The organism is Streptomyces sp. NBC_00207, from assembly GCF_045160965.1.
In the GTDB taxonomy this organism is placed as follows: Bacteria; Actinomycetota; Actinomycetes; order Streptomycetales; family Streptomycetaceae; genus Streptomyces.
In genome coordinates this window covers 3,075,168-3,089,727 of record NZ_CP130715.1, presented here as the reverse complement: position 1 = coordinate 3,089,727, position 14,560 = coordinate 3,075,168, and the positions used below count along the sequence as shown (strand labels likewise).

At 71.9% G+C, this 14,560-nt stretch carries 14 protein-coding genes; 11 read left to right on the top strand and 3 right to left on the bottom strand.

What is annotated here, in order from left to right:
* The first annotated feature begins 259 nt into the window (after positions 1 to 259).
* Positions 260 to 1,876 (top strand): GMC oxidoreductase, encoded by a 1,617-nt coding sequence (locus OG472_RS14730; RefSeq protein WP_405941520.1) that lies wholly within the window; start codon positions 260 to 262, stop codon positions 1,874 to 1,876.
* A gap of 12 nt (positions 1,877 to 1,888) precedes the next feature.
* On the opposite strand, the gene OG472_RS14725 is transcribed toward OG472_RS14730, so the two are convergent.
* Positions 1,889 to 3,685: an AMP-dependent synthetase/ligase gene (locus OG472_RS14725; protein ID WP_383575192.1), complete on the bottom strand. Its 1,797-nt coding sequence runs from the start codon at positions 3,683 to 3,685 to the stop codon at positions 1,889 to 1,891.
* Positions 3,686 to 3,941: 256 nt separating this feature from the next.
* Between OG472_RS14725 and OG472_RS14720 the strand changes: the two genes are divergently transcribed.
* The 6 genes from OG472_RS14720 (at position 3,942) to OG472_RS14695 (ending at position 8,936) form a co-directional block, all read left to right on the top strand.
* On the top strand, positions 3,942 to 4,781 hold the full coding sequence (locus OG472_RS14720) for a metallophosphoesterase (RefSeq protein WP_405943180.1): 840 nt from the start codon (positions 3,942 to 3,944) through the stop codon (positions 4,779 to 4,781).
* Between the two features lie 136 nt (positions 4,782 to 4,917).
* The gene (locus tag OG472_RS14715) at positions 4,918 to 5,358 is read left to right on the top strand and encodes an SRPBCC family protein (protein WP_030707427.1); all 441 of its coding nucleotides are present in this window, start codon (positions 4,918 to 4,920) and stop codon (positions 5,356 to 5,358) included.
* 56 nt (positions 5,359 to 5,414) lie between these two features.
* Positions 5,415 to 6,572 (top strand): ArsA family ATPase, encoded by a 1,158-nt coding sequence (locus tag OG472_RS14710; RefSeq protein ID WP_405829784.1) that lies wholly within the window; start codon positions 5,415 to 5,417, stop codon positions 6,570 to 6,572.
* Between the two features lie 75 nt (positions 6,573 to 6,647).
* Positions 6,648 to 7,103: a DUF5304 domain-containing protein gene (locus tag OG472_RS14705; RefSeq protein ID WP_383575196.1), complete on the top strand. Its 456-nt coding sequence runs from the start codon at positions 6,648 to 6,650 to the stop codon at positions 7,101 to 7,103.
* 61 nt (positions 7,104 to 7,164) lie between these two features.
* A complete protein-coding gene (locus tag OG472_RS14700) occupies positions 7,165 to 8,106 on the top strand; it encodes an ROK family glucokinase (protein WP_401601299.1) in 942 nt (313 codons plus the stop codon).
* A 68-nt stretch (positions 8,107 to 8,174) separates the two neighbouring features.
* Positions 8,175 to 8,936, top strand: coding sequence for an endonuclease/exonuclease/phosphatase family protein (locus tag OG472_RS14695; RefSeq protein ID WP_405829781.1), 762 nt, complete (start codon positions 8,175 to 8,177; stop codon positions 8,934 to 8,936).
* 243 nt (positions 8,937 to 9,179) lie between these two features.
* On the opposite strand, the gene OG472_RS14690 is transcribed toward OG472_RS14695, so the two are convergent.
* Both OG472_RS14690 and OG472_RS14685 read right to left on the bottom strand, forming a co-directional pair.
* A complete protein-coding gene (locus OG472_RS14690; protein ID WP_405829779.1) occupies positions 9,180 to 9,752 on the bottom strand; it encodes a hypothetical protein in 573 nt (190 codons plus the stop codon).
* Positions 9,745 to 10,524, bottom strand: a complete 780-nt coding sequence (locus OG472_RS14685) for an alpha/beta hydrolase (protein WP_405829777.1) — start codon at positions 10,522 to 10,524, stop codon at positions 9,745 to 9,747. Before OG472_RS14685 ends, OG472_RS14690 begins: the two co-directional genes overlap by 8 nt.
* A 170-nt stretch (positions 10,525 to 10,694) precedes the next feature.
* Here OG472_RS14685 and OG472_RS14680 point away from each other — a divergent pair, with 170 nt between their 5' ends.
* The 4 genes from OG472_RS14680 (at position 10,695) to OG472_RS14665 (ending at position 14,539) form a co-directional block, all read left to right on the top strand.
* On the top strand, positions 10,695 to 11,426 hold the full coding sequence (locus tag OG472_RS14680; RefSeq protein WP_383575279.1) for a lysophospholipid acyltransferase family protein: 732 nt from the start codon (positions 10,695 to 10,697) through the stop codon (positions 11,424 to 11,426).
* Positions 11,427 to 11,459: 33 nt separating this feature from the next.
* A complete protein-coding gene (gene macS, locus OG472_RS14675; RefSeq protein WP_401601291.1) occupies positions 11,460 to 12,671 on the top strand; it encodes a MacS family sensor histidine kinase in 1,212 nt (403 codons plus the stop codon).
* Complete coding sequence (locus OG472_RS14670; RefSeq protein ID WP_401601290.1) at positions 12,668 to 13,345, top strand: response regulator; 678 nt, start codon at positions 12,668 to 12,670, stop codon at positions 13,343 to 13,345. The genes macS and OG472_RS14670 overlap by 4 nt, the downstream gene beginning before the upstream one ends.
* A 165-nt stretch (positions 13,346 to 13,510) precedes the next feature.
* Positions 13,511 to 14,539, top strand: coding sequence for a 6-phosphofructokinase (locus OG472_RS14665; RefSeq protein ID WP_401602458.1), 1,029 nt, complete (start codon positions 13,511 to 13,513; stop codon positions 14,537 to 14,539).
* Positions 14,540 to 14,560: the final 21 nt, after the last annotated feature.

Genomic DNA, 14,560 nt, shown 5'->3' with positions numbered 1-14,560 from the left:
CCGCTGCCGGGGCTCCGCCCCAGACCCTCCCCCAGACTCCGTCCGGGGGGACCCCCACCCCTCAAACGCCGGCGAGGCTGAAATTGTCAGCCGGCGCCGGCAAGATCCAGCCCCTCCGGCGTTTGAGGAGCGGGGTTCGGGGCGGAGCCCTGACGGCGGAGCCGCGGCCGACGGGCTGTGCAGCCATGGCTGACTGTCTCTCAGATACCTGTCAAGACGGCGTCTGGCCGGACGGCTGGATTCCGCCCATGATGCGGCCATGACACCCAATCTGACGCGCCGTCACCTTCTGGGACTCGGCGCACTCTCGACCGCCTCCGCCCTCGGGTTCACCCGGATCGGCCTGGCCTCCGCCGCGGCTTCCGAGCCGGCCGCAGCCCAGTACGCGCCCGCCATAGTCGTCGGCTCCGGTTACGGCTCCGCCGTCGCCGCGCTGCGGCTCGGTCAGGCGGGCGTGCGGACCGTCGTCCTCGAAATGGGCCGGCTCTGGGACACCGCCGGGCTCGACGGCAAGGTGTTCCCCTCCACCTCCGCTCCCGACCACCGCTCCATGTGGTTCCGCACCCGCACCGAGGCCCCGCTCGCCCAGTTCCTCTGGCTCGACGTGGTCAACCGCAACATCAGCCCGTACCCGGGGGTGCTGGACCGGGTGAACTTCGGCGACATGTCCGTGTACGTGGGCCGCGGCGTCGGCGGAGGCTCGCTGGTCAACGGCGGCATGGCGCCCACGCCCCGCCGCTCGTACTTCTCCGAGGTGCTGCCCCAGGTCAACGCCGACGAGATGTACGGCACGTACTACCCCCGCGCCCGGGCCATGCTCGGGGTCAACGACATCGACCCGGCCTGGTTCGAGTCCACGGAGTGGTACCGCTTCGCCCGGATCTCCCGCAAGCACGCCCAGAACACCGGCCTGAGGACCGTCTTCGTCCCCAACGTCTACGACTTCGAGTACATGAAGCGCGAGGCGGCGGGCACCGCACCCCGGTCGGCGCTGGCCGGCGAGGTCATCTACGGCAACAACCACGGGAAGAAGAGCGTCGACAAGACCTACCTCGCCGCCGCCCTCGGCACCGGCAACGTCACCATCGAGACCATGCAGCGCGTGGTCGGCGTACGGCAGGACCCCGCCGGGGGGTACGTGCTGACGGTGCAGACCAGCGATGTGACCGGGCGGGTCACCCAGGTCCGCGAACTCGGCTGCAGGCAGCTCTTCCTCGGGGCGGGCAGTCTCGGCACCACCGAGATCCTGCTGCGGGCCCGCGAGACCGGGACGCTGCCCGCGCTCGACGGCAAGGTCGGGCGCGGCTGGGGCCCCAACGGCAACGTCATGACCGCCCGCGCCAACCACCTCTGGGACACGGTCGGCGCCAACCAGGCCACCATGCCCGCCATGGGCATCGACGACTGGGACAACGCGGCCAACCCGGTCTTCGCCGAGATCGCCCCGCTCCCCATGGGGCTGGAGCACTGGATCTCGATGTACCTGGCCATAACGAAGAATCCGGAGCGCGGGCACTTCACCTACGACGCCGCCACCGACTCGGCCCGCCTCAACTGGCGCAGGGACCAGAACACGCCCTCGGTCAACGCGGCGAAGAACCTCTTCGACCGCATCAACTGGCGGAACTTCACGATGTACCGGTACGACCTCTTCGGCGACAACAAGGCCTTCGCCGACAACTTCACCTACCACCCGCTCGGCGGCTGCGTACTCGGCGACGCCACCGACGCGTACGGACGGGCGAAGGGCTACCAGGGGCTGTACGTCGTGGACGGCTCCCTGATCCCCGGGTCGCTCGGCGTGAACCCGTTCGTGACCATCACCGCCCTCGCGGAGCGGAACATGGCCCGGATTCTCGCCGAGGACCCCAGGTAACGACGGCCGGGACTAGCCCCGGTAGAGCGCCTCGATCTCGTCCGCGAAGTCCTTCGCCACCACGTTGCGCTTCAGCTTCAGCGACGGCGTGATGTGACCCGACTCCTCCGTGAACTGGGAGGGCAGAATGCGGAATTTCCGCACCGATTCCGCCTTGGACACCGCCGCGTTGCCGTCGTCCACGGCCTTCTGGACGGCGGCGACCAGGTCCGCGTCCTCACGCAGCTCGGCCGCGGTCACCCCGGCCGGCTTGCCGTTCTCGGCCGCCCAGCGGCCCAGGAACTCCTCGTCGATGGTGACGAGCGCGGCCACGAACGGCCTCGCGTCGCCGACGACCATGCACTCCGCGACCAGCGCGTGCGCCCGGATCCGGTCCTCGATCACGGCGGGCGCGACGTTCTTGCCGCCCGCGGTGACGATGAGTTCCTTCTTGCGCCCGGTGATCGCGAGGTAGCCGTCCTCGTCGAGGGTGCCGACGTCGCCGGTGTGGAACCAGCCGTCGGTCAGCGCCTCGGCGGTCGCCGTCTCGTTCTGCCAGTAGCCGTTGAAGATGTGCTCGCCGTGCAGCAGCACCTCGCCGTCGTCCGCGATGCGCACCACGGAGCCCGGCAGCGGCTGGCCGACCGTACCGATCTTCGTCTTGTCCCACGGGTTGAAGGCCGTGGCCGCGCAGGACTCCGTCAGGCCGTAGCCCTCCAGCACGGTGAAGCCGATGCCGCGGAAGAAGTGGCCGAGCCGCTCGCCCAGCGGGGCGCCGCCGGAGATCGCGTACTCGCCGCGCCCGCCGAGCACCGTGTGCAGCTTGCTGTAGACCAGCTTGGAGAAGATCTTGTGCTTGAGCTTCAGGCCGAAGGACGGGCCGCCCGGGGCGTCGAGCGCCCGGCTGTAGGCGATCGCCGTCTCGGCGGCGGCGTCGAAGATCTTCCCCTTGCCGTCGGCCTGCGCCTTGGCGCGCGCCGAGTTGTAGACCTTCTCGAAGACGCGCGGCACGCCGAGGATCAGCGTGGGCCGGAAGGACTGCAGCTCGTCGGTCAGGTTCTTGATGTCCGGTACGCAGCCCAGGCGGATCGGCGCCAGTACGGCCGCCACCTCCACCAGGCGCCCGAAGACGTGCGCGGCCGGGAGGAAGAGCAGCACCGAGCACTCGCCGGTGCGGAAGAGCGGGCTGAGGCGCTCCACCACGTTGCCGCACTCGGCGAAGAAGTTGCGGTGGGTCAGCACGCAGCCCTTGGGGCGGCCGGTGGTGCCCGAGGTGTAGACGATGGTGGCCGGGTCGTCGGCGTTGGCGAGGCTGCTGCGCTCCTCGACCTCGGCGTCGGAGATCTCCGCGCCGGCGGCCTTCAGCGTCTCCAGCGCGCCCTGCTCGATCTCCCAGACCTCGCGCAGCTCCGGCAGCCGGTCGCGCAGCGAGGCCACGGACGCGCTGTGCGCCGGGCTCTCCACGATGACCGCCACGGCGCCGGAGTCGCCGAGGATCCACTGGACCTGCTCGGGGGAGCTGGTCTCGTACACGGGGACGGTGATGCCGCCCGCGCTCCAGATCGCGAAGTCGAACAGCACCCACTCGTAGCGGGTGCGGGAGATGAGGGCGACCCGGTCGCCGGGCCGGATGCCGGCCGCGATGAGGCCCTTGGCCGCGGCCCGGACCTCGGCGAGGAACTCGGTCGCGGTCACGTCCTGCCACCGGCCGTCGACCTTGCGGCTCATGACGGCGGTGTCTGGATGCTGAGCGGCGTTGCGGCGGATGAGATCCGTCAGGTTCCCGTCCGACGGGACCTCGTACAGGGCCGGAAGGCTGAACTCGCGCAAGACTGCTGCTCCTCTGGGCGCCATCGCCACCATGTGGACCGACCGGACGTTACCCACCGGTAGTGGGTTCCCGATAGAGGGAACCGGCCAGATGTTCCGTGCGTCACATTCTGCCCTTGCACTGCCTGGCCCCCACGTGCCGACAGTAGTCGACCCCTCTGGAGACTCGGAAGTAACCGCAGGTCCGCCCGCCCCTCACAGCCCCTCTACCCCGCAACTGCCGGGCCCCCCTAGGGTTGTCCGCATGGGTGGCAGCATGCGGGGCGGGCAGGGCGGCACGAGCGGATCGAGCCGACCGGGCGGATCGGGCCGGACGACCACACCGGGCCGCACGCGGGTCCACGTCGTGAGCGACGTGCACGGCAACACCGAGGCCCTCGCCCGTGCCGGCGAAGGGGCCGACGCCCTGATCTGCCTCGGTGACCTCGTGCTCTTCCTCGACTACGCCGACCACTCGCGCGGGATCTTCCCCGACCTGTTCGGCATCGAGAACGCCGACCGGATCGTCGAGCTGCGCACCGCCCGCCGCTTCCAGGAGGCCCACGCCTTCGGACGGCAGCTCTGGGCCGGGCTGGACCGGGAACGGCTGATCGAGGGCGCGGTGCGCCGCCAGTACGCCGAGATGTTCGCCGCCTTCCCGAACCCGACGTACGCCACCTACGGCAATGTCGACATCCCGGGTCTGTGGCCGGAATACGCCGACCGCGACGGCCTCACCGTGCTCGACGGGCAGCGGGTGGAGATCGGCGGCCGGGTCTTCGGCTTCGTCGGCGGCGGGCTGCCCTCGCCGATGCGGACCCCGTACGAGGTGAGCGTCGAGGAGTACGCGGCCAAGGTGGAGGCGCTCGGCGAGGTGGACGTACTGTGCTCGCACATCCCGCCGGAGGTGCCCGAGCTCTGCTACGACACGGTCGCGCGCCGGTTCGAACGCGGCAGCGAGGCCCTGCTGGCCGCCATCCGCCGCACCCGGCCCCGGTACGCGCTCTTCGGACACGTGCACCAGCCGCTGGCGCAGCGGATGCGGATCGGGGCCACGGAGTGCGTGAACGTCGGCCACTTCGCGGCGACCGGCCGGCCGTGGGCGCTGGAATGGTGACCGGCGGCCGGTTCGCGACGGCCCCCGCGGGGCCGCGGGAGGCCCTGGAGTGGCGGAGTCCGCACGCGCGGTAGCCTTCACGCGGCGGCCGGAGGCCGCACACATCCTCGAAACACTCCACGGAGGAGCGACCGCGATGGCGGAACACACCAGCTCAAGCATCACGATCGAGGCTGCGCCCAGCGACGTGATGGCCGTGATCGCCGACTTCGCCCGCTACCCCGAATGGACCGGGGAGGTGAAGGAGGCCGAGGTGCTGGCCACCGACGCCGAGGGGCGCGCCGAGAAGGTCCGCCTGCTGCTCGACGCAGGCGCGATCAAGGACGACCACACCCTCGCCTACACCTGGAAGGGCACGGACGAGGTCAGCTGGACCCTGGACAAGTCCCAGATGCTGCGCCAGCTGGACGGCTCGTACCGGCTGGCCCCGGTGGACGGCGGCAAGCGTACCGAGGTCACCTACCAGCTGACCGTGGACGTCAAGATCCCCATGCTCGGCATGATCAAGCGCAAGGCGGAGAAGGTCATCATCGACCGTGCGCTGGCGGGCCTGAAGAAGCGCGTCGAGTCCGTCTGAACACCCGAAGGCGCCACCCGGCGCCCTTGAACACCCGGCACCTGTAGGCACCGCACATGCACACCTTGCTGATCACCGGCCCCGGCGGGGCCGGGCGGACCACCGTGGCCGCGGCCACCGCCCTCGCCGCGGCCCGCCACGGGAGGCGGGTGCTGCTGCTGTCCGGCGACGTCGGCGACCCGCTCGCCGCCCTGGCCGGGGAAGAGCCCGTACCGGGGCTGCGGGTGGCCCGGGTCGACTCGGGCGAGGAGTTCCGCGAGGAGCTCGTCGCCCTGCAGGAACGCGGATCCGCGCTCCTCGCCATGGTCGGGGCCCGCCCGCTCGGCGCCGAGGAGCTCACCGAGCTGCCCGGCGCCGAGCAGTTCGCCCTGCTGCGCGCCCTGCGGAGGGCCGCCGCCGCACCCGGCACCGACCTCGTCGTCGTCGACATGCCCCCGCTCCACCAGACCCTCTCCACCCTGGCCCTGCCCGCCCAGCTGCGCCGCTACCTCGCCCGGCTGCTCCCCGCAGAGAAGCAGGCCGCCCGCGCCCTGCGGCCCGTACTGGCCCAGCTCGCCGGCGTGCCCATGCCCGCGCAGTGGCTCTACGAGGCCGCCGCCCGCTGGGACGAGGAGCTCGCCGCCGTCCAGGCCGTCGTCGAGGCCGACACCACCGAGCTGCGCCTGGTCGCCGAGCCGGGACCGGCAGCCGCCGACGCGCTGCGGCTCGGACGGCTCGGGCTCGCCCTCCAGCAGCTGCCCGTCTCCGGCCTCGTCGCCAACCGGACGGTGCCGCAGGGCTCCGCCGACCCCTGGCTCGCCGGGCTCGCCGCCCAGCAGGAGAAGTACGCCACCGAATGGGCCGCGGACCTGCCCGTCGTCACGCTCGCCCACCTCGGCCGCGACCCGCGCGGCCCGCAGGACCTCGACCGGCTCGCCGCCGCGGACGGGCTCCTCCCGGCGGCGCCCGCACCCCGCAGGGCCTGGGCCGTCGAGGACCGGCTCGCCGGGGACGGGGTGCTCGTCTGGGTGGTACCGCTGCCCGGCGCACACAAGAGCGACCTCGACCTCGTACGCCGCGGCGACGAGCTGCTGCTCACGGCGGGCCCGTACCGCAGGATCGTTCCGCTGCCCGCGGCGCTGCGCCGCTGCACCGTCTCCGGCGCCGCCCTGACCGCGGGCGAGCTCCGCATCCGGTTCACCCCGGACCCGGGGCTGTGGCCCCGCACGCAGTGAACGGCGTACCCCCGTTCGGGTACCGTCGAAGGTAGCCCGTACGCACGCCCAGCAGCCGCCGCAGGAGAGTCCGCCATGAGCGAGGCCACCGACCGCCCCACCGACGACGACGCCTGGGCCAAGGCCTGTGCCGAGGACCTCGCCGCCGAGAAGGAGCGCCTGCGCGGACGGGACCGGGCCGGCTCGGCCGGCACCGGAACCGCCGCAGAGGAGCTGTTCAAGCTCTTCGAAGCCGTCGCCGACAAGGTCTCCGGGCTGAACAACCCGCTGATCGGAGCCGCTGCCCAGGGCGCGGTCCGCCAGATCGTCGACCAGGCCAAGACCGCCGCCAAGCCCGTCATCGAGCGCAACCCCCAGGTCTTCGACCACCTCGCGGCCGCCGGCTCCGAGCTCCTCGCCGCCTACCGCTCCGCCGTCGAGGGCCACGAGCGCCGCTGGACCCAGGACACCCCTCCCGCGCCCCGCCGGGAGCGCAACCCCCGCGACGACGGCCCCGACGCGGGCCCGGCCGAGCGGATCGATCTCGACTGAGGGCCCGCCGCCCTCGGGTACCGTTGGCCGTGGCGGGGTTTGACCGGAAACCGAGGGACTAATGGGACTCACCATCGGCGTCGACATCGGCGGCACGAAGATCGCGGCCGGCGTGGTCGACGAAGAGGGCACGATCCTTGAGACGTACAAGGTGCCCACCCCGCCGACCGCGGACGGAGTGACGGAGGCCATCTGCGCCGCCGTCTCCGAGGTCAGCAGCAACCACACCATCGACGCCGTCGGCATCGGCGCCGCCGGATACGTGGACGACAAGCGCGCGACCGTACTGTTCGCGCCGAACATCAACTGGCGGCACGAACCGCTCAAGGACAAGGTCGAGCAGCGCATCGGCCTGCCCGTCGTCGTCGAGAACGACGCGAACTGCGCCGCCTGGGGCGAATACCGCTTCGGCGCCGGCCAGGGCCACGACGACGTCATCTGCATCACGCTCGGCACCGGCCTGGGCGGCGGCATCATCATCGGCAACAAGCTGCGCCGCGGACGCTTCGGCGTCGCCGCCGAGTTCGGGCACATCCGGGTCGTCCCGGACGGCCTGCTGTGCGGCTGCGGCAGCCAGGGCTGCTGGGAGCAGTACGCCTCCGGGCGCGCGCTCGTCCGGTACGCGAAGCAGCGCGCCAACGCCACCCCCGAGAACGCTACGGTCCTGCTCTCGCTCGGCGACGGCACCCCCGACGGCATCGAGGGCAAGCACATCAGCGAGGCCGCCCGGCAGGGCGACCTGGTGGCCATCGACGCCTTCCGCGAGCTGGCCCGCTGGGCCGGCGCCGGCCTCGCCGACCTGGCCTCGCTCTTCGACCCGTCGGCGTTCATCGTCGGCGGCGGGGTCTCCGACGAGGGCGACCTCGTCCTCGACCCGATCCGCAAGTCCTTCAAGCGCTGGCTGGTCGGCGGCGCCTGGCGGCCGCACGCCCAGGTCCTCGCCGCGCAGCTCGGCGGCAAGGCCGGCCTCGTCGGAGCGGCGGACCTGGCCCGCCAGGGCTGACCCCTTCCACCCGGACCGCCCGCCGCGCCCCTTGGGGGAGCGGCGGGCGGCTGCGTATCTTGCCGTGCATGGACCAGTTGCTGCCCTCGCTGCCGAAGTCCCGTACGGAGCCCGACGGTTCTGCCGTGATCCGGGTACTCAGCTACAACATCCGCTCGCTGCGCGACGACGAGGAGGCGCTGGCCAGGGTCATCCGGGCCTGCGAGCCCGACCTCGTCTTCGTACAGGAGGCGCCGCGGTTCTTCCGGTGGCGCAAACACGCGGCGCGACTGGCCGCGAAATGCGACCTGGTGGTGCTGGGCGGGGGAGCGACGGCAACCGGGCCGCTGCTGCTCTGCTCGCTGCGGGTCTTCGTGGAGCGGACCGAGGACGTCCTGCTGCCGCGCACGCCCGGCCTGCACCGGAGGGGCTTCGCCACGGCGGTCGTCCGCATCGGCGCCGCCCGCGCGGGGCTGGTCTGCGCGCACCTGTCCCTGGACCGGGCGGAACGGGTCGCGCAGGCGGAGCTCCTCCTGGAACGGGTGGCGGGGATGGACACGCCGTACGGGATCGCCGCGGGCGACGTGAACGAGGACCCGCGCGGTCCGGCCTTCTCCCGTCTCGCGGGCACGTTGCAGGACTGCTGGACGGTGGCCCCCTGGGGAGGGGAACGGACCTTCCCGGTGTCGGCGCCGGACCGGCGCATCGACGCGGTGTTCGCGAGCGGGGGCGTGGAGGTGCTGGCCTGCGGTGTCCCTGCGGGGCTGCCGGGCGTCTCGTCCACCGACCTCCGGTCGGCCACGGATCACCTCCCGGTCCTGGCGGTCCTCCGCCTGCCGGCTGCGCCGTAGCTCCGCGGTCCGGGCGCGGCGCCTCCCCCAGACCCTCCCCCAGACTCCGTCCGGGGGGACCCCCACGCCTCAAACGCCGGCGGGGCTGAAAGATCGCCTCAATCGCCGGCGGGGCTGGATTTGGCCGGCGTCAGTCTGCATGTGCCGGAGGGGCGGATTGCGCGGAGCGCAATGTCAGCCCCTCCGGCGTTTGCGGAGCGGGTCCGGGCGGAGCCCACGGGGTTCGGGGCGGAGCCCAGGGGCTCAGACCACGGCTCCGCGGCCGGGGTCGTCATCCTCGTCGTCGCCGTGCTGCATGCGTGCGACCAGCGTCGCGAACCCGCCCAGGAAGCCGCCGATGCCGAGCGTCGTCAGCCACCAGGTCATCTCCCACTGCAACAGCACCGCGAGCAGCAGCAGCACCGGTCCGCCGACCACGGCCAGCCACGCGAACTTCGCCGTCGTGTCCGCGGGCGGCAGCTCCGGTTCCGGCTGGACGAAGTGGCCCTCCTCCGCCGGAGTCAGGTCGTCCTCCTGCGGTTCCGCCAGCGAGTGGTCGCGGGGGCCCGTCATGCCCACGCCCGGGGCGAAGACCACCGAGCTGCCCAGCGCCGCAGCCGGCGGCTCTGGCTCGGGCTCGGCCTCGGGCTTCGCCTCGGGGTCCGGCGGCAGGGGCTTGACGTCCTCCTCCGGCAGGAGGAGGTTCTCGATCGGCTTGAACGGCCGGGCCCCCGGCGGGTCCGGCGGCTCCTGCCCGTACCCGGCGACGATCGCCGCCCACGCCGCTTCCTCGTCCAGCGGCGGGACTCCGCCCGACTGCTCCTCGTGCTCAGCCACCGGCCTGCGCCCCCTCCCTGCCCACGCTCTCCGCCAGTCGGCCGACGAACGCATAACTGTCCGCGAAGATCCGCTCCGCGTCATGGTCCAACGTCGCGACGTGGTAGCTCTGTTCCAGCAGGGTCTCGGTGACGTCCGTCGAGGAGACGCGGGCCAGGATCCGCTCGGAGTCGACGGGCGGAACGACGTGGTCCTGAGGGCTGTGGAGCAGCAGCAGCGGCTGCGTGACCTGCGGCAGGTCGGCGTCCACCAGCTGCAGGAACTTCCGCAGCGAGTGCGCGGCCCGGGTCGGCACCCGGTCGTAGCCGACCTCCTCCGAGCCCGGCTTCGCGATGTCGCTGGCGATGCCCGGCGTCGACCGGATGAAGTGCTTGGCCACCGGGAGGGCGACGGCCAGCGGGTCGTGCACCTTGTTGGCCGGGTTGACGAGGACGATGCCGCGGATGGCGTCCCCGTGCTTGGCGGCCAGCCGCAGGGTCAGCGCGCCGCCCATCGACAGCCCGAAGACGAACACCTGCTCGCACCGGTCCAGCAGTTCCCGCAGCGCGCGGTCGACCTCGGCGTACCAGTCCTGCCAGCCCGTGAGCTGCATGTCCTGCCAGCGCGTCCCGTGTCCGGGCAGCAGCGGCAGCGACACCGTGAGGCCCTGCCCGGCGAGATAGTCGGCCCAGGGGCGCAGGGACTGCGGGGAGCCGGTGAAGCCGTGGCAGAGGAGGACGCCGACCTCTCCGCCCTCGTGGCGGAACGGCTCGGCTCCAGGGAGGACGGGCACCGGGGTCTCCTTGATCATGAGGTACGTCGGGTGGGTGCGTTGCTCTGTGTGACTTCACCGTACGCGACCGGGGTGGCACCGGCCAGGGTCGTCGGGCCCCTGCCGGTGTAGGCACGGGATATGGTCTGTTCGACAGACACAGGAAGGCTTTCGAGTTGATCTACGGCGCAATGAAGTTCTCCATCGGCGGTTCACTGAAACTCGCTTTCAGGCCGTGGGTGGAGGGCCTCGAGAACATTCCCGCGGAGGGGCCGGCGATCCTCGCGAGCAACCACCTGTCCTTCTCCGACTCCTTCTTCCTGCCGGCCGTGCTGGACCGGAAGGTCACCTTCATCGCGAAGGCGGAGTACTTCACCTCTCCGGGCGTCAAGGGCAAGCTGACGGCCGCCTTCTTCAAGGGCGTCGGACAGCTCCCGGTGGACCGCTCCGGTGCCCGCGGGGCCGGCGAGGCCGCGATCAAGAGCGGCATCGAGGTCATCGAGCGCGGGGAGCTGTTCGGTATTTACCCCGAGGGCACGCGTTCACCCGACGGACGCCTGTACCGCGGCAAGCCCGGAGGTCTGGCCCGCGTGGCGCTGGCCACGGGCGCGCCCGTGATTCCCGTGGCGATGATCGACACGGAGAAGATCCAGCCGCCCGGCAAGGTCGTCCCCAAGCTCATGCGCCCGGGCATCCGGATCGGCAAGCCGCTGGACTTCAGCCGCTACCACGGCATGGACAGCGACCGGTTCATCCTCCGCTCGGTGACCGACGAGGTCATGTACGAGATCATGAAGCTCTCCGGCCAGGAGTACGTCGACATCTACGCGACGGCGGCCAAGCGCCAGATCGCCGATGCGGAGAAGGCAGAGAAGGCCGAGAAGACCGCCAAGGGCGAGAAGGCCGACGGTACGGCGGAGTAGGTCGGGCGGTACCGCCCGCAAGGGGTGGGGGAGATGGCGAAACGCGAACGCGTCGTACGCATGTCGGTCGAGCAGCCGCTCTGGCGTGCCCTGACGGTGTACCGGCTGCTGACCATGGTCTACGCGGTGCTGCTGTTCGCCTCCGCGTACAAGAGGTACCCGCACCCCTGGGTCGCGGCCGGATACCTCGCCTTCCTCGCCCTCTGGACCCTGGCCACCACCTCGAAGGTGACCAACGCCGCCAGCTGCACCAAGGGCTTCCTCGTCGCCGACCTCACCGTCGCCATCGTCGGGATCGGGCTGACCCCGCTCGCCGACACCCACGAGCGGATCACGGGCGGCGGTCCCACCCTGCCCACGATCTGGACCGGGGGCGCGGTCCTGGGCTTCGCCATCAAGGGCGGCTGGCGCTGGGCCTGCTTCGCCTCCACCTTCGTGGCCGCGGCCACCATCCTCATCCACGGCGGCCAGCCCACCCGGGACGCCCTGCACAACGTGCTGCTCGTCTGGGTCTCCTCCGTGGCCATCGGCTACGTCGTCGAGGTCGCCCGGGCCAGCGAGAACACCCTCGCCCGCGCCCTGGAGATCGAGGCCGCCACCCGCGAGCGCGAGCGCCTCGCCCGCGACATCCACGACGGGGTCCTCCAGGTCCTCGCCATGGTCCAGCGGCGCGGCACCGAACTGGGCGGGGAGGCCGAGGAGCTCGGCCGGATGGCGGGGGAGCAGGAGGTGGCGCTGCGCACGCTGGTCTCCACCGGGCTCGTGCACCCCTCCCGGGTCTCCTCCGACCAGTCGCGCGGCGCGCTGGTGGACACGTACGAGGTGGAGGAGCCGGGCGCCGACGACGGCGAGCTGGACCTGCGCACGCTCCTCGCCCCGCACGCCGGGTCCCGGGTGAGCTTCGCCGAGCCGGGCACCCCGGTGCCGCTGCCGGTGCCCGCCGCGAAGGAGCTGGCCGCGGCGGTCGGCGCCGCCCTCGACAACGTGCGCAAGCACGCGGGCGAGGGGGCCAGGGCCTGGATCCTGGTCGAGGACTGGGGCGACGAGGTGATCGTGACCGTCCGCGACGACGGCCCGGGCATCCCGGCGGGCCGGCTCGACCAGGCCGAGGGCGAGGGGCGGATGGGAGTGGCCCTGTCCATCCGCGGCCGACTGCGTGACCTCGGCGGCAGCGCCGATCTGGTGTCCGTCCCCGGGCAGGGCACCGAAGTGGAACTGAAGGTACCCAGGGGGAGGACCCAATGAGCACGAACGAACCGCACGAGATCAGAGTGATGGTCGTCGACGACCACCCGATGTGGCGGGACGCGGTCGCCCGCGACCTGGCCGCCGCGGGCTTCGACGTGGTGGCCACCGCCGGCGACGGCCCCGAGGCGGTACGCCGGGCCCGCGCCGTCACCCCCGACGTCCTGGTCCTCGACCTCAACCTGCCCGGCATGCCGGGGGTGCAGGTCTGCAAGGAACTGGTCGGCGCCCACCCGGCGCTGCGCGTCCTGGTCCTGTCCGCCAGCGGTGAGCACGCGGACGTCCTGGAGGCCGTGAAGTCCGGCGCGACCGGCTACCTGCTGAAGTCCGCGGGCGCCCAGGAACTCATCGACGCGGTCCGCCGCACCGCGGTCGGCGACCCGGTCTTCACCCCCGGCCTGGCCGGACTGGTGCTCGGCGAGTACCGGAGGCTGGCCAGCGACCCGGTGCCGACCGCCTCCGACGAGCCGAAGGCGCCCCAACTGACCGACCGCGAGACCGAGGTGCTGCGCCTGGTGGCCAAGGGGCTCTCGTACAAGCAGATCGCGGAGCGGCTGGTCATCTCCCACCGCACCGTGCAGAACCACGTCCAGAACACCCTCGGCAAGCTGCAGCTGCACAACCGGGTGGAGCTCGTCCGGTACGCCATAGAGCGGGGTCTCGACGACGCGTAGGCCCCGTCCGGGGCGGCGCGCACCGGGCGTCGATCGTACTTACGTCCTCGTACGAGTGAACGGGCGTACGCAACGCCCCGCGATTCCACCGGAATTGACGCCTTCAGCTCCCTTGCTGTGACCTGTGTCACCACTAGCGTGACCGTCATGGCGAAGGGAGATGCAATGAAGGTCGGAGTGCTGACCGGTGGCGGCGACTGCCCCGGGCTCAACGCGGTGATCAGGGCCGTCGTCCGCAAGGGCACCCAGGAGTACGGCTGCGGGTTCGTCGGGTTCAAGGACGGCTGGCGGGGCGCGATCGAGGGGAGGACCGTCCCGCTCGACATCCCCGCCGTCCGCGGCATCCTGCCCCGCGGCGGCACCATCCTCGGCTCCTCGCGCACCAACCCGTTCAAGACGGAGAACGGGGTGCGCGACATCAAGGACAACCTCGCCAAGTACGAGGTGGACGCGCTCGTCGCGATCGGCGGCGAGGACACCCTCGGGGTGGCCGCCCGGCTGTACGAGGAGTACGGAATCCCCTGCGTCGGCGTGCCCAAGACCATCGACAACGACCTGTCCGCCACGGACTACACCTTCGGCTTCGACACCGCCGTCGGCATCGCGACCGAGGCCATCGACCGGCTGCACACCACGGCCGAGTCGCACATGCGGGTCCTGGTCGTCGAGGTCATGGGCCGGCACGCCGGCTGGATCGCCCTGCACTCGGGGCTCGCGGGCGGCGCCAACGTCATCCTCATCCCGGAGCAGCGCTTCGACATGGACGAGGTGTGCGCCTGGGTGACCTCCCGCTTCAAGGCGAGCTACGCCCCGATCGTCGTGGTCGCCGAGGGCGCGATGCCCAAGGACGGGGACCTGGTCCTGAAGGACGCCACCAAGGACTCCTTCGGGCACGTCCGGCTGTCGGGCGTGGGCGAGTGGCTGGCCAAGGAGATCGAGGCGCGGACCGGCAAGGAGGCCCGCACCACCGTGCTCGGGCACATCCAGCGCGGCGGCACGCCCAGCGCCTTCGACCGGTGGCTGGCGACCCGGTTCGGGCTGCACGCGATCGACGCGGTGCACGACGGGGACTTCGGCAAGATGGTCGCGCTCAAGGGGACGGACATCGTCCGGGTCCCGATCGCGGAGGCGACGGCGAAGCTGAAGACGGTGGACCCCGCGCTCTACAAGGAGGTGGGGGTCTTCTTCGGCTGACCCGCCGGGCGTCCGCGCATG